The organism is Mangrovimonas xylaniphaga (assembly GCF_001280435.1).
Taxonomy (GTDB): domain Bacteria; phylum Bacteroidota; class Bacteroidia; order Flavobacteriales; family Flavobacteriaceae; genus Mangrovimonas_A; species Mangrovimonas_A xylaniphaga.
Genome location: NZ_LBIP01000022.1, coordinates 43758 through 60874, shown reverse-complemented (window position 1 = coordinate 60874; position 17117 = coordinate 43758). Strand labels below are relative to the sequence as shown.

The window sequence follows — 17117 nt, the reverse complement described above, 5'->3', positions numbered from 1 at the left end:
ATTTACAAATCATTGCTATGAATATCCAACTCCGTAAATCGGTTGTTGAACAAACGTCGAGTGTTACCATTACAGGGTCTAAGAGCGAATCCAATAGGCTGTTATTATTGCAGGCCTTATTTCCTGAAATATCAATAGAAAATTTATCAGAATCTGATGATTCCAAGGTGATGCAAAAAGCCTTGGAATCTCATTCCAATCTCATCGATATCCATCACGCTGGGACAGCTATGCGTTTTCTTACGGCTTATTTTGCAACCAAAGAAGGAATCGACGTTGTGTTGACGGGATCTGAAAGAATGAAGGAGCGGCCCATTCAGGTGTTGGTAGATGCTTTGAATATCTTAGGTGCCGATATTAATTATTTAGAAACAGAAGGTTGCCCTCCTTTAAAAATCAAAGGACAAAAGCTAACCAAATCCAAAGTGAGTTTAAAGGCCAATGTAAGCAGTCAATATATTTCAGCCTTGTTACTTGTAGCGCCAAAATTGGAAAACGGTTTGGAGTTGACATTAGAAGGTACGATTACTTCGGTGCCTTACATTAAAATGACTTTGGATTTACTAAATCAAATTGGGGTAGATACCAAATTTGAAGGAAACCTTATTACAGTCGCTCCAAAAACATCCCCTTTAAATACAACAAACTTGACTGTGGAATCCGATTGGTCTTCGGCGTCATATTTTTACAGCATTGTAGCTTTGAGTACCATTGGTACAGAAATCAAGTTGTCTTCCTATAAAGAACATTCTCTACAAGGGGATTCTGTTCTTGCTGAGATTTATTCGCAATTTGGAGTAACTACGACCTATAAAGTAAACGAGATTATTCTAAGGAAGGAATCTGAAAACCTAGAACCAAAACAATTCAATCTAGTCAATGCACCCGATATTGCACAAACTATTGCCGTTACCTGTCTAGGTTTGGGAATTGGGTGTGAGCTGTCAGGACTTCACACCTTGAAAATTAAGGAAACCGATAGATTGGTGGCATTAAAAAATGAAATGGAGAAATTTGGAGCAGAGGTTCACATCACTAATGATTCTTTAAAATTGTTTCCAGTGTCAAATTTAAAATCAAATCCTCCAGTGGCTACTTATAATGATCATAGAATGGCTATGGCCTTTGCGCCTTTAGCTCTAAAAACAGAGCTGCAGGTAGCCGATGCTATGGTGGTTTCAAAATCCTTTCCAACGTTTTGGGAGGACTTGGCGGCTATTGGATTTCAAATAAACCAATAATAATCTGCCATTTACTTGACAACCCCTATCTTGAGATTGTATATTTGCCACTTCCCATAAAATATAACAAATGAAATTATCAAATTTTAACTTTAAACTTCCAGACGAATTATTGGCAGACCGTCCTTCGGACATTAGAGACGAAGCGCGATTGATGGTTTTGAACAGAAAAGAGCAAACCATCGAGCACAAATTGTTTAAGGATGTTATTGATTACTTCGATGAAGGAGATGTAATGATCCTTAACAATACCAAAGTGTTCCCTGCTAGATTGTATGGAAATAAAGAAAAAACAGGAGCAAGAATTGAAGTATTCCTTTTAAGGGAATTGAATGAAGAGCAACGTCTTTGGGATGTTTTGGTAGATCCTGCAAGAAAAATAAGAATTGGTAACAAGCTGTATTTTGGTGATGACGAAACGTTAGTAGCAGAAGTTATTGACAACACCACTTCAAGAGGAAGAACTTTGCGTTTCCTTTATGATGGATCATATGCCGAATTTAGAAACAAGCTTACCGAATTGGGAGAAACACCACTTCCTAAATACATCAAAAGAGACGTGGAGCCTGAAGATGAAGAGCGTTACCAAACCATTTTTGCGAAAAATGAAGGTGCCGTGGCAGCTCCAACTGCCGGATTGCACTTCTCTAAGCACTTATTAAAGCGTTTGGAAATTAAAGGTATAGAATTGCCGGAAATTACACTTCACGTTGGTTTGGGAACTTTTAATCCAGTTGAGGTTGAAGATTTGTCTAAACACAAAATGGACAGTGAAGAGGTCATTATCGATAAGGCGGCTGTTGATGTAATCAACAAAGGTATTATGAATAAGAGACGCGTTTGTGCAGTTGGAACAACCTCTATGAGAGCTATTGAAAGTTCCGTGTCTTCCAATGGTACCTTGAATGAGTTCGCTGGATGGACCAATAAGTTCATTTTCCCTCCATACGATTTTAGTATTGCCAACTGTATGATTACGAACTTCCACACGCCAAAATCTACTTTATTGATGATGGTATCTGCCTTTGCTGGTCACGATTTCATCAAAAGAGCTTATGAAGAAGCGGTAAAAGAAGAATACAAGTTCTATACTTATGGAGATGCTATGTTGATTTTGTAATCAAAAAAGTAAATCCAAATAATATAATACGAATAAAGCCTTGTAATTTACAAGGCTTTATTTTTTTGGAAATCCTAAGAATTCTATAAAACTAAATCGAAAAATCGTAAATCGATATTCCTTTCACTATTTTTGCAGCATCTATGGAAGTAAAGAAGAAAGACATACGAGCGCTCACCAAAGAACAATTACGTGATTTTTTTGTGGAGCAGGGCGATAAGGCATTTAGAGGAAACCAAGTGTATGAGTGGCTGTGGAATAAAGGCGCCCATACGTTTGAAGACATGACCAATATTGCCAAGGATACCCGAGCCATGCTGCATGAAAATTTTGTGATCAACCATGTGAAGGTAGACCAAATGCAACGTAGTTCGGATGGGACCATAAAAAATGCAGTAAGACTGCATGACAGTTTGGTGGTAGAGTCGGTGTTGATTCCAACGGCAACCAGAACCACGGCTTGCGTGTCTTCCCAGGTAGGGTGTAGTTTGGATTGCAGGTTTTGTGCTACCGCAAGGTTAAAACGTATGCGTAACTTGAATCCTGATGAAATTTTCGATCAGGTGGTGGCCATTGATAATGAAAGCAAGCTTTACTTTGATAGGCCTTTGAGCAATATTGTATTTATGGGCATGGGAGAACCACTCATGAACTACAATAACGTGCTTAAGGCAATTGATAAAATCACTTCTCCAGAAGGATTGGGTATGTCTCCAAGACGAATTACCGTATCCACTTCTGGTGTGCCTAAAATGATTAAAAAAATGGCCGATGACGAGGTGAAATTCAAATTGGCCGTATCCCTTCATTCTGCCATAGATGAAGTGCGCACTTCTATAATGCCCTTTAACGCTACCTTTCCTTTAAAAGATTTACGTGAAGCCCTTGAATATTGGTATGCCAAAACAAAAAACAGAATCACCTATGAGTATGTGGTCTGGGAAGGAATCAATGATACCAGGAAGGATGCTGAGGCCTTGGTGCAGTTCTGTAAGTTCGCGCCAAGTAAGGTTAATCTAATTGAGTATAATCCTATTGATGATGGAGAGTTTCAACAGGCGAACCCGAAAGCAATTGATATGTATGTGTCCCTATTGGAGGCTAATCATATAACGGTTACTGTGAGACGTTCTAGAGGTAAGGATATTGACGCGGCCTGTGGACAATTGGCAAATAAGAGTTAAAGATTTTTCTTTCCAAAGAAACTTGAAATAGTATTTTACAAGCTTTTTTAGTAGGTTTGTCGTTACCTTAAATGACTAAATTTTTCTGTTGAAAATAGTAGAGCAAATAAAGCAGCCCATCGCTTACGAAATGGACCTTTTTGAACAAAAGTTTCAACTGTCCATGTCTTCTAAAGTGGCATTGCTGAATAGAATTACCACTTATATTGTTAACAGAAAAGGGAAGCAAATGCGCCCAATGTTCGTCTTCTTGGTGGCGAAAATGGTCAACAATGGCGAAATTAGTGAGCGCACTTATCGTGGTGCTTCGGTTATTGAATTGATCCATACCGCAACTTTGGTGCATGATGATGTGGTGGACGATAGTAACAGACGACGCGGATTTTTCTCAGTAAATGCTCTTTGGAAAAACAAGATTGCTGTGTTGATTGGGGATTTTTTGTTATCTAAAGGTTTGTTGCTTTCCATCGATAACAATGATTTCGATTTGTTGAAAATCATTTCCGTGGCCGTGCGGGAGATGAGTGAAGGAGAGCTGTTGCAAATTGAGAAAGCTCGCCGATTGGACATTACGGAAGCTGTGTATTATGAAATCATTCGTCAGAAAACAGCAACCTTAATTGCGGCCTGTTGTAGTTTGGGAGCTGCTTCGGTAAAACCAAATTCATCAGAGGTTGAAACCATGCGTAAATTTGGAGAGTTGATTGGGATGGCTTTCCAAATTAAGGACGATTTGTTTGATTATGGAGAAGATGCCATAGGCAAACCTACAGGTATCGATATCAAAGAACAAAAAATGACCCTTCCGTTGATTCATGTACTTAATAAATGTGATAAGAAGGACAAAAAGTGGTTGATCAATTCCATAAAAAATCACAATAAGGACAAAAAACGGGTTAAGGAAGTCATTAATTTTGTTAAAGATAATGGCGGCCTGGATTATGCCATTGCTAAAATGAAAGAGTTTCAAATAGAAGCACTTACTTTGTTGGAAACTTACCCCGAATCTGAATTCAAAAGTTCACTAAAACTTATGGTGAACTACGTAATTGACAGAAAAAAATAATTTTTTTCAACCTACAGGCAACCATTGGTTCAATAATTGCGTCTTTGTATATAAAGACCAACACCTTGTAGATTTTGAAAGTCATTCAACTGCATAAAAATACCAAAGAGCTTATCACAAAAGCGGCGAAGGACAATCGCGAGGCGCAACATGTGCTTTATGAAATTCATGCGCCAAAGATGTTGAGCGTATGCAGGTATTACATCAAGGATGTACAGGATGCGGAAGAAGTGATGTTGAATGGGTTTTTTAAAGCCTTCACCAACATTACCTCCTTTAAGAATGAAGGGAGTTTTGAAGGCTGGCTTCGGCGGATTATGGTGAGGGAAGCCATTTCTTTTCTTAGAAAACGAAAGCCCTTGGAGTTTCCCACAGAAGAGGAAAGCATGCCGCAAGAGCATGTATATAGTACAACTTCAGGACTTGAAGTAAATGACATTCAGCAGCTCATAGATGAACTTCCGGAAGGATACAGAATGGTCTTTGTAATGTACGCTATTGAAGGGTATAAGCACCACGAAATAGCTAAGGAATTGGAGATTTCTGAAGGGACATCAAAATCGCAGTTGTTTAAGGCGAGACAGATGCTTCAGGAAAAATTGAACAGATTAAATAACACGAGTTATGGCGCCAATTAAGTTTGAAAATGACATAAAGGAGACCTTGGAGAAACGTGCCATTCAGCCGTTGCCAGCGTCTTGGGACAAGTTGTCCAACCGTTTGGATGCAGAAACAGCTAAACATAAACACAGAAATAAAAGATTTTGGTGGATGGGCATAGCCGCTAGTTTGGTTGGAGTCCTTTTGGTTAGCAGCCTTTTCTTTAAAAAGGATAGTATAAATATAGATTCTCCAGTGATTGTTGATGTTGAAGAAGAAATCGCACCCAAGTATAAGGGAGAAACAAAGGTTGCGGTCACAGAACCTGAAGTTAAGGAAAGTGTATCTGTTAATAATGAGGAAGAAGTTAATGGAGATTTGATTATATCCGAAATGTCAAAATCAGAAACTGTGGCTAAGGTTGTGAAAAGTGAGCCTTCTTCGGAAAAGAGTAAATTGGATAATTCCTTACCTCTAAACGAATCGGCAATAGAACAAAATGTGGCAGTGGAAGACCATAAAGAAGTTTCTGAAAATTTAGAACCACTGGATGTAAAGGTTCAGGATGTCGTGACTCAAATTGCCGAACTGGCAGCCCAAAATACAGAGGTAACCGATCGAGAAATCGACTCCTTGTTACAACTGGCGGAATTGGAAATTCAGCAAAAAAGATTATATAAGGAGTCCACAAGAACTGTGGATGCCAATGCACTCTTGGAGAGTGTGGAAGTGGATATAGAACACTCCTTTAGAGATAAAGTTTTTAAAACCTTAAAAGAAAGTTACGTAACCGTGAAAACTGCAGTCACTCAACGTAATCAGTAAATAGTTCCGTGAGGAAATTCAAATTGAAATATGCCAGGCCAAGTATATGGAGATTACATAAATTAAAAATCAATTAAAAAAACAAACAGTTATGAATACCATTACAAAACATGTAGTGCTGCTAATCCTATGTCTAAGTTTAAGCAACGTTTATGCCCAGGATACCATTCCAAAAGCTAATAATAGCGTTAAGATAGAAGCTCTAAAAAAAGAAAAAACAGAAATTGAAAACCAGGAAAAGGAACTTTTGAAAGCCGAAGTCGAACGAATTAATCAACGTTTCGATAATGGTGAAATTACTCAGGAGGAAGCGGATCAACTCAAGAAAGAAGCAGCTCAAAAACACGCTTTAAATATTGAAAATCGCTTGGCAATTATTGACAATAAAATTGCCCTTTTAGAGAGAAATGAAGAGTTGTGGTCTTCTGAAGACAGGTCCACCACTTTTGTTTTGGAGTTAGGTAAGGGTGAAGAGGCGGACGAGTATGACCGAGGTGTAATTTATATCGGGGAAAGGGCAGATTATAAATTGAAGCCTACTATTTATGATAAGCGTACAACTGGTGATTTAGTTTTTGCCATAGGTTTTAACAACGCTATTATTGAAGGCGAGTCTTTTGGAGACTCACCCTATAAATTCGGTGGCTCTGGTTTTGTAGAATTGGGGTATGCATGGAAAACAAGAGTCTTTGAAAATTCTAATGCACTAAGGCTTAAATACGGGTTTTCATTTCAATGGAATAAATTAGATATCAAAGACAATATGTATTTTACAGAAACTAACGATATTGTAATGTTGACGGAATTTCCTGAGGATGTAAGAAAATCGAAATTTAGAACAACCAATTTAGTGTTTCCTGTTCATTTTGAATTTGGGCCATCCAAAAAGATAGAAAGGGATACTTATTTCAGATATTCTACCTATAAAAAGTTTAAAATTGGGATTGGAGGCTACGCAGGTTTTAATTTGGAGTCTAAGCAAAAAGTGAAATATAGAGTGGACGGAGACCGTGAAAAGGATAAATATAAAGGGTATAACGTTAATGAGTTGGTCTATGGGGTGAGTGGTTACCTGTCTTTTGGTAGTATTGGGTTGTATGCGAAGTATGATTTATCACCAATTTTTAAAGACCAACCAGTAGATCAAAACAATATTTCCTTGGGTATTAGGTTTGATATGGATTAATGAAAATCAACTAAAAATAAAGCTTCGGTCATGCTTTGGTCGGAGCTTTTTTTGTATCCAATAATGTCCTAAATTTACCTTTTCAAAAATGTATTGATTTGATTTCAAAAGCCTCTATAGAACAAGTCTTTGAAACCGCTCGCGTAGAGGAGGTTATTGGAGATTTTGTGCAATTAAAAAAGTCTGGAACCAATTATAAAGGGTTGAGTCCGTTCAGTGATGAGCGCTCGCCTAGTTTTATGGTCTCTCCCGTAAAGCAAATTTGGAAGGATTTTTCTAGTGGAAAAGGAGGGAATGCTGTCACTTTTTTAATGGAGCACGAGCATTTTACCTATCCTGAAGCCATTAAATATTTGGCGAAAAAATACAATATTGAAATTGAAGAAACTGAGCAGACCAATGAGCAGAAACAGGAAGCCAATGAGCGTGAGAGCTTGTATTTGGTTAATGAGTTTGCCAAGGATTATTTTCAGAAAATTCTTTTTAAAAGCGATAAAGGTCAGGCCATTGGTTTAAGCTATTTTAAAGAGCGTGGTTTTACCAATGATACCATCAAGACCTTTCAATTGGGATATTCCCTAGATGAGTGGCAGGCCTTTACCGATGAGGCTTTGAAAAAAGGCTATCAGATCGATTATTTGGAGAAAACAGGGTTGACTATTGTTAAGGAAGACAAACGTTTCGATCGTTTTAAAGGTCGGGTAATGTTTCCAATACAAAGTATGAGTGGTCGTGTTTTGGGTTTTGGAGGAAGGATTTTGGTGACCGATAAAAAGGCCGCCAAATACTTAAATTCCCCAGAAAGTGAGGTCTACCATAAAAGTAAAGTGCTCTATGGTATTTACCACGCCAAGCAAAGCATTGCAAAGGAAGATAATTGCTATTTGGTAGAAGGGTATACCGATGTGATTCAATTTCACCAAAGAGGAATTAAAAACGTGGTGGCTTCATCTGGAACCGCTTTAACTTCTGAGCAGATTAGACTAATCAATCGTCTCTCTAAAAACATTACGGTGCTCTTTGATGGTGATGCGGCAGGTATGAGAGCTTCTTTGAGAGGGATTGACTTAATCCTGGAGCAGGGCATGAACGTTAGGGTGTGTACTTTCCCGGTAGGAGAAGATCCGGATAGTTTTGCAAGGCAAAATACATTAGAGGAACTTAAGGAGTATTTGGATACTAATGCTAAGGACTTTATCCAGTTTAAGGCCTCAGTTTTGGTGGAAGATGCCAATAATGATCCTATCAAAAAGGCGGAAACCATTAGAGATATTGTCAATAGTATTGCAAAGATTCCTGACAATATCAAAAGGGAGGTGTATATTCAAGAGTGTTCCCGAATTATGGACATTAGTGAAGAGGTGCTGTTTACTACTCTAGCTCAAATGGGTAAAAAGGAGGTTCAGGAGGCAAGTAAAAATGACCGCCCAGAGCAGCAAGCTTTTCAGGTTGTAAAGAGGGAAGAGCCCAAGCAGAAAATAGATTTGCAGTACGAATTGGAACGAAAAATCATTGAAATTTTACTCCTATATGGTAGCGAAACTGAAGATTTTGATGATTTGGTTCTTAAAGAAGACGAAAAAACAGGCGACTTAAAACTGGAACCAGTTATTAATACTACCAAGGTATTCGATAAAATTTTCCTTGATTTACAGGAGGATGAAATGCAGTTTGCTAATCCTAATTTTCATAATATTTATAATTCTTTGATGGAAGAACTGCATAGCGACAAGCCATTTTCCACAAGGGAATTTGTGAATAGGCTGGATCAGGATATGGCCAGTGAAGTTACCAGTATTCTTATGGAAGACGAGCGCTATACGCTTCACGATTGGGAACGCAATTTGATTGTGCCTAAACAAAAGAGCGAATCGATAGCACAGTTGGTAAACCAAACTATTTTAAGTCTGCGTTGCTTTTTGATTGATAAAAAAGTAGCAGAATACAAGAACGACACCTTACGTGAAGATGTCGATAGAATGGCCATCATAGAGGACGTCAAAGACTACCTGGGTCTAAAAATGTTGTTATCTAGAAAACTTGGTAAAGTGGTGGGTTAACCGTTGGTCAACTCCAAATGTTTCGCCTGATGGATTAAATCTACAAGATTGGTAACGTGTAATTTTTTGAATAACCTTGCTTTATAGGTACTCACAGTTTTTTCGTTGATATCCAATTCTTGGGCAATTTCCTTATTCTTCTTACCAGACGACAATAGTTTTAACACTTCAACTTCACGAGTGGATAGACGCTTGTACATCTTGCTCGGAGACTTTTTGGTGTCGTTATAGTTAAGGTGTTTGGCCATGTTACTACTTAAGTAAATACCGCCATTATAAACCTTTAAAATAGCTTCTTTGATAGTGTCCGTGTCTTCGGTTTTGGAAAGGTACCCAGAAGCTCCTGCTTTCAATACGCTAATGGCATAGATTTCTTCTGGGTGATGGCTAAAAAAGAGCACCTTTAAGTTTTGGTGTTCCTTCTTTATGGCTCTTAAGGCGGTAATCCCGTTCAATTCTGGTAGATCAATCTCTGAAACCACAACATCTACAGAATGTCGCCGGATGAATTCAAAAATTTCGATACCGCTACCTACACTGCCAATAACCTGTATTTCGGGGCTAGATTCAAATAGCAACTGTAACCCTGTTCTAACAATCGGATGGTTGTCAACGACTAATACTTTAATCATAATAGGAAAAAATTAAGTAATTAAGTTAATATGCTATTAATCAGAGATGAAACTCAGACAAGATTAAGAGGTATATGGGGTAGTTCTTTTTGTAAATGTAATGAAAAAAATAACAGGTTTAAAGATTTGTGTTCGAAAATTAATAAGAATTATCTTAAACTATCCGGAATAGTGCATACGGGTATAGGGTTCATCTTGTGTTGGTTAGCTTTGTTGAAGCGCATAAAGATTTCAAAAACCTCCTTTTCGCGGCCTTCAAAATCATTGGCTGTTTTTCCTTCGTCTTTCATCTTCATAGCCCATTCCAATTCAGGGTATGAAGCGCCTATTTGGTCTTCGTCTGTTCTGTCATCTCCCCATAGACCATCGGTTGGTGCAGCTTCAATAATTTCTTGGTTAACCCCTAAATATTTAGCGATTTCGTAGACTTCGGTTTTCAATAAATCGGCAATCGGGCTTAAATCAACGCCGCCATCTCCATATTTGGTGTAAAAGCCTACTCCAAAGTCTTCTACTTTGTTTCCTGTTCCCGCTACGAGCAATTTATCAAGGGCAGCAAAGTAGTACAGTGAAGTCATTCTTAGCCTTGCTCTGGTATTGGCCAACGACATAAAACGATCAGCTTCATTGTCTACAGGAGGTAAAGCAGCTACCAAACTATCAAAAACTGGAGTTAGATTCACTTGCGTCATGCTCACTTTATCAAATTTGGATTGCATCCATTTTATATGATTTAAGGCACGGCTTACTTGTGAAGGGGCTTGATGTATGGGCATTTCCAAGCATAGTAGTTCCAAGCCTGTCATGGCGCATAAGGTAGAGGTTACGGCTGAGTCAATTCCTCCGGAAACTCCTATTACAAAACCATTTACTTTAGCATTGGTTGCGTAGTCTTTTAGCCAATTTACGATGTGGTCAACAATTTTTTCTGTTTGCATTTTAGTTACGATTTAAATCTAAGAATAGTACCTTTGCAAACAAAAATAAACTAAACGGGTTAGGAATAAAAATAAACACAGTTTAAGTTTTATGAAGAAAATAATTTTACTTTTTACTGTTCTTGTCACTGCGTTATCATGTGATAAAACCTCAAAAACAGAACAGGAAATTTCAAAAATAGACATTCCTTTTAAGGTAGAGCGCTTTGATGAAGCCTTTGCCAAAGCTACGCCAGAAGATTTACCAAAGTTAAAAGCAAGTTATCCGTTTTTGTTTTCAAAAAGAATTAGTGATTCTGTGTGGATCAACCGCATGCAGGACACTTTACAGGAACAGTTGTTTGAAGAAGTAGATAAAGTATACCACGATTTTGATGATGTGGAATTGGATATCGAAAAACTATTTCAACACTTAAAATATTACGATAAAACTTTTGCTGCTCCAAGGGTGATTACCTTGACTTCGGATGTAGATTACCGAAACAAAACTATTGTAACCGATACCATTGCATTGATAGCTCTAGATACTTATTTGGGGGCAGACCATGAATTCTATTCTGGAATCCAAAAGTACATTGTTCAGAATATGACCAAATCACAAATTGTACCGGATTTGGCAACTAATTATGCTGAAAAATACAGTTTCCAATCGCAGCGTAAAACCTTGTTGGACGAAATGGTTTACTATGGGAAGTTGCTGTATTTTAAGGATAAGATGATTCCGTTTAAAACGGATTCGGAAAAAATTGGGTACTTGCCGGAGCAATTGGCTTGGTCCCAAGAGAACGAAAGCTATATCTGGAGGTACTTTATCGACAAGGAAATGCTGTACAGCACCGATACAGGTTTGGCAGGTAGGTTTATTGCGCCTGCACCGTTTTCAAAATTTTATCTGGAATTGGATAGGGAATCCCCTGGACGATTGGGACAATTCATTGGCTGGCAAATTGTGCGTTCCTATATGGAGCACAACGAAATGGATTTTATGGATATGCTTCAAATGGAAGCGTCCGAAATTTTTAATAATTCAAAATATAAACCACGTAAATAATGGCAGAGAATATAAAATCAACAATTACATTAAATGTAGAATTGGACGAAAACCGCATTCCTGAAAACTTAAGCTGGACGGCGCAGGATGGCGGTATTGAAAATGAAGAGGCAAAGGCTATGTTATTGTCGGTTTGGGACAGTAAAGCACAGGAAACTTTGCGTATCGATTTATGGACCAAAGATATGCCGGTTGATGAAATGAAACTTTTTTTCCATCAAACCTTAGTGGCTATGAGCGACACTTTTCACCGTGCCACTCAAGATGAAAAGATGACGGCAACTATGAAGGATTTCTGTGATTATTTTGCAGAGAAGTTGGAGTTGAAAAAGAAATAATCACTTGATTTTTAGCTTAATAATTCGGTAACTTTTTAGTAACACATCTAGTTCGGGTTATTTTTATTTTTACAAGGCTATTAATCAATTATTTAAAAACATTAGTTAGGCTTTCACAGGAGAAGGCAACTAATGTTTTTTTTGTTTAAATTAGCCTTATGCGAAAAATCCTCTTAGGAATTTTAATAACCCTTGCGGCACTTTTTGTTTTCAAATATTGTGCTGATCAAAAGAAAGACGAAGCGGTGCTTTTGGAAAGTTCTGCATTAATTCAGGAGCAGATTCGGAATGTTGGAAAATTGGTGGTAACCGAGGGGCATTTCAGCGAAGTGTTCAACTATAAAAATTCCAAAGAGCTCTTCGGTTCTTACTTTACTTCAGATAAAAAGGCTTTGGTAGTGGTGAATGCAGAAGTGACCATTTCATACGATTTAAGCAAGATTGAATACGAAGTGGATGAAACCAACAAAATCCTGAGAATAAAGAGCATTCCCAAAGAAGAAATTAAGATAAGCCCAGATTTGGAATACTATGATGTACAATCCGATTTCTTCAATCCATTCGAAGCTAAAGACTATAACATCATCAATCAAAAAGTAAAGGCATCCTTGGCTAAAAAGTTGGAAGCTTCACAAATGAAGGCCAATGCCAAAGATCGATTGATAAGTGAACTGTCCAAATTTTATATCCTGACCAATTCATTGGGTTGGACTCTGGAATACAACGAAACGCCTATTTATGTGCTGGACGAGTTGCAACAAATAAATCTTCAAAATTAACAGCCTTCGCTAGGCAATTTAAACTTCTGAAAAATTGAGTACTCCTGCTAATACCCGTAAAGACGAAATTATAAAAACCGCAGCCAAACTTTTTAAGGAAAAGGGCTATAGTGCTGTAACCATGCGGGATTTGGCTGGGACTATGGGTATTAAGGCGGCAAGCTTGTACAACCATATTAGTTCCAAGCAGGAAATCCTCAAGGATATTATTATTTCCTTGGCGGAGACTTTTACGGAAGGGATGAGAGAGATCAAGTCTGCCGAAATTTCCAGTATCGAAAAACTTCGGAAAATTGTCAAATTGCATGTGGATATCACGTCAAACAATACCTCCGGGATGGCATCCTTGAACAACGACTGGATGCATTTGGAGGAAAAGTTGGAGTATTATTTAACCTTACGCACAGATTATGAGGAGGAGTTTCGTGATATTTTAATTGAGGGTATCAATGCAGGGGAAATTGAAGATTCCAATGTCGATGTCATGTTGTTTTCTATGTTGTCCACATTACGTTCCCTTTATATCTGGATCCCGAAAAAGGAGGATTTGAACCCCGAAGAACTCTCCGAAAACTTGAGCAACGTACTTATTAACGGCATTGTTTAAAGTTGAATTTTATGCACTTGGCTGCAATTTTTTGGCAGCTAAATTTCGATATCTACAATTATAAAGCGTTAAGCTTTGGAAATTAACATTTGTATCTCGAAATATTTTGTAAATTTGCTATCAAACTAACAAGTGTTAGTTAAAATGCATCGAACAAAATATGGCAGAGTTTTATCGAATAAAAGTTTCAGATATATACAAGGAAACCAAAGATACCGTAGTGGTGTCCTTTGAGATTCCTGAAGAGTTAAAAGAAGTATTCAAGTTTAAGCAAGGGCAACATTTAACCTTGCGAAAAGAAATAAATGGGCAGGACGTGCGAAGAAATTATTCGCTTTGCTCTAGTCCGTTGGAAAATGAGTGGAAAGTGGCCATCAAGACCATTAGAGGAGGGCTGTTTTCCAACTATGCTTTTAACGAATTAAAGGCGGGAGATGAGTTAGAGGTAATGCCGCCACACGGGGAGTTCTTCGTGAAATGCGAGCCCGAAAGTTCCAAAAATTATATCGCCTTTGCTGCAGGTAGCGGAATTACCCCAATGCTATCCATTATCAAGACCCATTTGCACAAGGAACCAAAGAGTACATTCAAGTTGTTTTACTTGAATCGCACCGTGAAATCCATTATCTTTAAAGAAGAAATAGAGCAGCTTAAAAACGAGTTCTTTGGACGCTTTCAAGTGTTCTACTTTTTAACCAAAGAGCAACGCGATATTCCATTTTTAAATGGACGTTTTGACCACGAAAAACTAGAGATTTTAACCAAGACCTTTATTGATATTCCAGATACGGCACATGCCTTTATCTGCGGACCCCAAGACATGATCTTTTTGATTCGTGATGAACTTCAGGCGGCAGGATTGCCTAAAGAGAACATTCATTATGAATTGTTTTTCTCTGGAAGTTCCGAAGAAGAAAATAAGCACATCGCAGAAGTTTTGGAAGAGAAAGTAGATGGTACCGAAGTGACTATTATCGATGGTGGAAAAGAATTCCATTTCATCATGGATGACGATTTCGACAACATTTTGGATGGTGCTTTAGCCGCAGGAGCCGATTTACCTTTTGCTTGTAAAGGAGGGGTTTGCTCTACTTGTAAATGTCAAGTGAAGGAAGGTTCGGTTAAAATGAAAATCAACTATGCTTTGGAAGAAAAAGAAGTGGCGCAAAACTATGTGTTAAGTTGCCAAGCGGTGCCAACGACGGATAAAGTGGTGGTTGACTTTGATGTGTAAGAATTCCTAAGGAGCGAATTCTTTAAAGTATTGAAACAATTAATTTAAACATACCTGTTTGGGCAGGCATAAATTATGAGTGAAGAACAAATTAAAAATTTAGAAGAACAATTCGAAGCACGTATTGCACGTGACGAGAAAATAGAGCCTAAAGATTGGATGCCGGAGAAATACCGCCAAACCCATATTAGGCAAATATCACAACACGCCCATTCAGAAATTGTTGGGATGTTGCCAGAAGGAAACTGGATTACCAGAGCGCCTTCGTTAAGAAGAAAAGTGGCGTTATTGGCCAAGGTTCAGGATGAGGCTGGCCATGGTTTGTATCTGTATTCAGCATGTGAAACTTTAGGGATTTCTCGTGACGAATTGTATGAGCAGTTGCATTCCGGTAAGGCTAAATATTCCTCGATATTCAATTATCCAACCGTTACTTGGGCCGATATGGGAGCCATTGGTTGGTTGGTAGATGGCGCTGCCATTATTAACCAAGTGCCCTTGTGTAATACCTCATTTGGACCTTATGCTAGAGCTATGGTGAGAGTGTGTAAGGAAGAAAGTTTCCACCAGCGTCAAGGATATGAAATCATGTTGAAGCTTTGTCAAGGAGCTCCGGAACAAAAAGAAATGGCTCAGGATGCTTTAAACCGTTGGTGGTGGCCTAGTTTGATGATGTTTGGTCCTACCGATGCAGAATCAACCCATACTGAACAATCCATGAAATGGAAGTTGAAACGTAAAACCAATGACGAGTTGCGTCAGCAGTTTATTGATCAAACAGTGCCTCAGGCAGAAATTCTAGGTTTAACCATTCCAGATCCAGATTTAAAATGGAATGAAGAACGTGGAAGCTATGACTTTGGTGAAATCAATTGGGATGAGTTTTGGCAAGTGGTAAAAGGCCACGGACCAATGAACAAGGAACGTATGAAAGCCCGTGTGGGAGCATGGGAGCGTGGCGAATGGGTGCGTGATGCTGCCATGGCGCATGCCGAAAAGCAACAAGAAAGAAAAGAAAAACAAGCAGTTTAAAAATAATATTATGTCAACAAAAAACTGGCCTCTTTGGGAAGTCTTTGTAAGAAGTAAAAACGGATTGGAACACAGACATTTTGGTAGCTTACACGCGGCCGATGCCGAAATGGCATTGGAAAATGCACGTGATGTCTACACAAGAAGAAATGAAGGTGTGAGCATTTGGGTGGTAGAATCAAAGTATATCACTGCTTCAAACCCAGAACATAATGGTGAAATGTTTGAGCCGGCGCAGGATAAGGTGTATCGTCATCCTACCTTTTATGACTTGCCGGACGAAGTAAAACATATGTAGTGGTTTCCTGAAAACGGGAAATTCGTAAGTAAAACAAATGTCACTTCGAGTAATTTGTACGATAGTAACAAATTGTATCGATAAGTAATTAAACAGATTCCCACTTTTGTGGGAAAGAGATATGAAACACAATTTATATAGATATATACTAGGCATTGCCGATAACTCTTTGATTTTGGGTCAAAGGTTGGGGGAACTGTGTGGACACGGGCCAAATTTGGAAACCGATATTGCCTGTACCAATATGTCCTTGGATTTGTTGGGGCAAGTACGCAGTTATTATCAATATGCCGCAAAAATAAAAGGAGAAGGCGCTTCCGAAGATAGTATCGCATTCCTTCGAAAGGAACGTGAATATTACAATGTACTCTTGGTGGAGCAGCCTAATACAGATTTTGGATACACTATGGCACGTCAATTTTTGTTTGATGTGTATCATTTGTTGTTCCTGACCGAATTGCAAAAAAGTAGCGATTTAACCCTGTCGGCCATTGCGACAAAATCCATCAAGGAAGTAAGCTATCACCAACGTTTTTCTTCCGATTGGATCAAACGTTTGGGCGATGGAACCGAAGAGAGCAATACACGCATTCAAACCGCTATCAATGACCTTTGGACCTATACCGATGAGTTGTTTTATCTAACAGATGCAGATAAGGCGATGGTTGAAGAAGGCATTGGAGTGGATGTGGCGACACTTAAGGACGCTTATTACAAGACGGTTTCTGAAGTGTTGGAAGAAGCAAGGATAGAAATTCCAGAATCAAAGTATTTCCAAAAAGGAGGAAAACAAGGAATTCACACAGAGCACATGGGCTATTTGTTGGCCGATATGCAATACATGCAACGCGCCTACCCAAATATGGAGTGGTAAAATTCCTGCGAAAGCAGGAATCTAAAATTAACTGTGGTTTCGAGAGAAATCG

General features: G+C 38.5%; 18 protein-coding genes. 16 read left to right on the top strand and 2 right to left on the bottom strand.

Annotated features, from left to right (window positions below):
- Positions 1-17 precede the first annotated feature (17 nt).
- From ZA06_RS15720 to dnaG, 8 genes are all read left to right on the top strand, one after another.
- Entirely contained in the window at positions 18-1241 is a 1224-nt protein-coding gene (locus ZA06_RS15720) for a 3-phosphoshikimate 1-carboxyvinyltransferase (RefSeq protein ID WP_053978453.1), read from the top strand.
- Positions 1242-1311: 70 nt separating this feature from the next.
- On the top strand, positions 1312-2361 hold the full coding sequence (gene queA, locus ZA06_RS15715; protein WP_053978452.1) for a tRNA preQ1(34) S-adenosylmethionine ribosyltransferase-isomerase QueA: 1050 nt from the start codon (positions 1312-1314) through the stop codon (positions 2359-2361).
- A 143-nt stretch (positions 2362-2504) separates the two neighbouring features.
- Positions 2505-3545: a 23S rRNA (adenine(2503)-C(2))-methyltransferase RlmN gene (gene rlmN, locus ZA06_RS15710; protein ID WP_053978451.1), complete on the top strand. Its 1041-nt coding sequence runs from the start codon at positions 2505-2507 to the stop codon at positions 3543-3545.
- A gap of 88 nt (positions 3546-3633) precedes the next feature.
- On the top strand, positions 3634-4611 hold the full coding sequence (locus ZA06_RS15705; protein ID WP_053978450.1) for a polyprenyl synthetase family protein: 978 nt from the start codon (positions 3634-3636) through the stop codon (positions 4609-4611).
- Positions 4612-4685: 74 nt separating this feature from the next.
- Entirely contained in the window at positions 4686-5249 is a 564-nt protein-coding gene (locus ZA06_RS15700) for an RNA polymerase sigma factor (RefSeq protein ID WP_053978449.1), read from the top strand.
- On the top strand, positions 5236-6036 hold the full coding sequence (locus tag ZA06_RS15695) for an ABC transporter permease family protein (RefSeq protein ID WP_053978448.1): 801 nt from the start codon (positions 5236-5238) through the stop codon (positions 6034-6036). Before ZA06_RS15700 ends, ZA06_RS15695 begins: the two co-directional genes overlap by 14 nt.
- A gap of 91 nt (positions 6037-6127) precedes the next feature.
- The gene (locus ZA06_RS15690) at positions 6128-7222 is read left to right on the top strand and encodes a hypothetical protein (protein WP_053978447.1); all 1095 of its coding nucleotides are present in this window, start codon (positions 6128-6130) and stop codon (positions 7220-7222) included.
- A gap of 98 nt (positions 7223-7320) precedes the next feature.
- A complete protein-coding gene (dnaG, locus tag ZA06_RS15685) occupies positions 7321-9282 on the top strand; it encodes a DNA primase (RefSeq protein ID WP_053978446.1) in 1962 nt (653 codons plus the stop codon).
- Here the strand turns inward: dnaG and ZA06_RS15680 are convergent.
- Both ZA06_RS15680 and nadE read right to left on the bottom strand, forming a co-directional pair.
- Positions 9279-9914: a response regulator gene (locus ZA06_RS15680; RefSeq protein ID WP_053978445.1), complete on the bottom strand. Its 636-nt coding sequence runs from the start codon at positions 9912-9914 to the stop codon at positions 9279-9281. The two genes, dnaG and ZA06_RS15680, sit on opposite strands and share 4 nt — an antisense overlap.
- 149 nt (positions 9915-10063) lie before the next feature.
- Complete coding sequence (gene nadE, locus ZA06_RS15675; protein WP_053978444.1) at positions 10064-10852, bottom strand: NAD(+) synthase; 789 nt, start codon at positions 10850-10852, stop codon at positions 10064-10066.
- 91 nt (positions 10853-10943) lie between these two features.
- Between nadE and gldB the strand changes: the two genes are divergently transcribed.
- From gldB to paaC, 8 genes are all read left to right on the top strand, one after another.
- The gene (gldB, locus tag ZA06_RS15670; RefSeq protein ID WP_053978443.1) at positions 10944-11903 is read left to right on the top strand and encodes a gliding motility lipoprotein GldB; all 960 of its coding nucleotides are present in this window, start codon (positions 10944-10946) and stop codon (positions 11901-11903) included.
- Positions 11903-12241 (top strand): gliding motility protein GldC, encoded by a 339-nt coding sequence (gene gldC / locus ZA06_RS15665; protein WP_053978442.1) that lies wholly within the window; start codon positions 11903-11905, stop codon positions 12239-12241. Before gldB ends, gldC begins: the two co-directional genes overlap by 1 nt.
- 158 nt (positions 12242-12399) lie before the next feature.
- A complete protein-coding gene (locus tag ZA06_RS15660) occupies positions 12400-13020 on the top strand; it encodes a DUF4230 domain-containing protein (protein WP_053978441.1) in 621 nt (206 codons plus the stop codon).
- A gap of 34 nt (positions 13021-13054) precedes the next feature.
- Positions 13055-13627, top strand: coding sequence for a TetR/AcrR family transcriptional regulator (locus ZA06_RS15655; protein ID WP_053978440.1), 573 nt, complete (start codon positions 13055-13057; stop codon positions 13625-13627).
- 160 nt (positions 13628-13787) lie between these two features.
- Positions 13788-14861 carry a 1,2-phenylacetyl-CoA epoxidase subunit PaaE gene (paaE, locus tag ZA06_RS15650; RefSeq protein WP_053978439.1) on the top strand — a complete coding sequence of 358 codons (1074 nt, stop codon included), beginning with the start codon at positions 13788-13790 and terminating at the stop codon, positions 14859-14861.
- Positions 14862-14936: 75 nt separating this feature from the next.
- Positions 14937-15893 carry a 1,2-phenylacetyl-CoA epoxidase subunit PaaA gene (paaA, locus tag ZA06_RS15645; RefSeq protein ID WP_053978438.1) on the top strand — a complete coding sequence of 319 codons (957 nt, stop codon included), beginning with the start codon at positions 14937-14939 and terminating at the stop codon, positions 15891-15893.
- 10 nt (positions 15894-15903) lie between these two features.
- The gene (gene paaB, locus ZA06_RS15640) at positions 15904-16191 is read left to right on the top strand and encodes a 1,2-phenylacetyl-CoA epoxidase subunit PaaB (protein WP_053978437.1); all 288 of its coding nucleotides are present in this window, start codon (positions 15904-15906) and stop codon (positions 16189-16191) included.
- 121 nt (positions 16192-16312) lie between these two features.
- A complete protein-coding gene (gene paaC, locus ZA06_RS15635; protein ID WP_053978436.1) occupies positions 16313-17065 on the top strand; it encodes a 1,2-phenylacetyl-CoA epoxidase subunit PaaC in 753 nt (250 codons plus the stop codon).
- Positions 17066-17117 lie beyond the last annotated feature (52 nt).

What these genes read in the sequence shown, in the direction of transcription:
- ZA06_RS15720 (WP_053978453.1), top strand. Translation starts at nt 18, where the DNA reads ATGAATATCCAACTCCGTAAATCGGTTGTTGAACAAACGTCGAGTGTT.
- queA (WP_053978452.1), top strand. Translation starts at nt 1,312, where the DNA reads ATGAAATTATCAAATTTTAACTTTAAACTTCCAGACGAATTATTGGCA.
- rlmN (WP_053978451.1), top strand. Translation starts at nt 2,505, where the DNA reads ATGGAAGTAAAGAAGAAAGACATACGAGCGCTCACCAAAGAACAATTA.
- ZA06_RS15695 (WP_053978448.1), top strand. Translation starts at nt 5,236, where the DNA reads ATGGCGCCAATTAAGTTTGAAAATGACATAAAGGAGACCTTGGAGAAA.
- ZA06_RS15690 (WP_053978447.1), top strand. Translation starts at nt 6,128, where the DNA reads ATGAATACCATTACAAAACATGTAGTGCTGCTAATCCTATGTCTAAGT.
- ZA06_RS15680 (WP_053978445.1), bottom strand. Translation starts at nt 9,914, where the DNA reads ATGATTAAAGTATTAGTCGTTGACAACCATCCGATTGTTAGAACAGGG.
- nadE (WP_053978444.1), bottom strand. Translation starts at nt 10,852, where the DNA reads ATGCAAACAGAAAAAATTGTTGACCACATCGTAAATTGGCTAAAAGAC.
- gldB (WP_053978443.1), top strand. Translation starts at nt 10,944, where the DNA reads ATGAAGAAAATAATTTTACTTTTTACTGTTCTTGTCACTGCGTTATCA.
- gldC (WP_053978442.1), top strand. Translation starts at nt 11,903, where the DNA reads ATGGCAGAGAATATAAAATCAACAATTACATTAAATGTAGAATTGGAC.
- ZA06_RS15660 (WP_053978441.1), top strand. Translation starts at nt 12,400, where the DNA reads ATGCGAAAAATCCTCTTAGGAATTTTAATAACCCTTGCGGCACTTTTT.
- paaE (WP_053978439.1), top strand. Translation starts at nt 13,788, where the DNA reads ATGGCAGAGTTTTATCGAATAAAAGTTTCAGATATATACAAGGAAACC.
- paaA (WP_053978438.1), top strand. Translation starts at nt 14,937, where the DNA reads ATGAGTGAAGAACAAATTAAAAATTTAGAAGAACAATTCGAAGCACGT.
- paaB (WP_053978437.1), top strand. Translation starts at nt 15,904, where the DNA reads ATGTCAACAAAAAACTGGCCTCTTTGGGAAGTCTTTGTAAGAAGTAAA.
- paaC (WP_053978436.1), top strand. Translation starts at nt 16,313, where the DNA reads ATGAAACACAATTTATATAGATATATACTAGGCATTGCCGATAACTCT.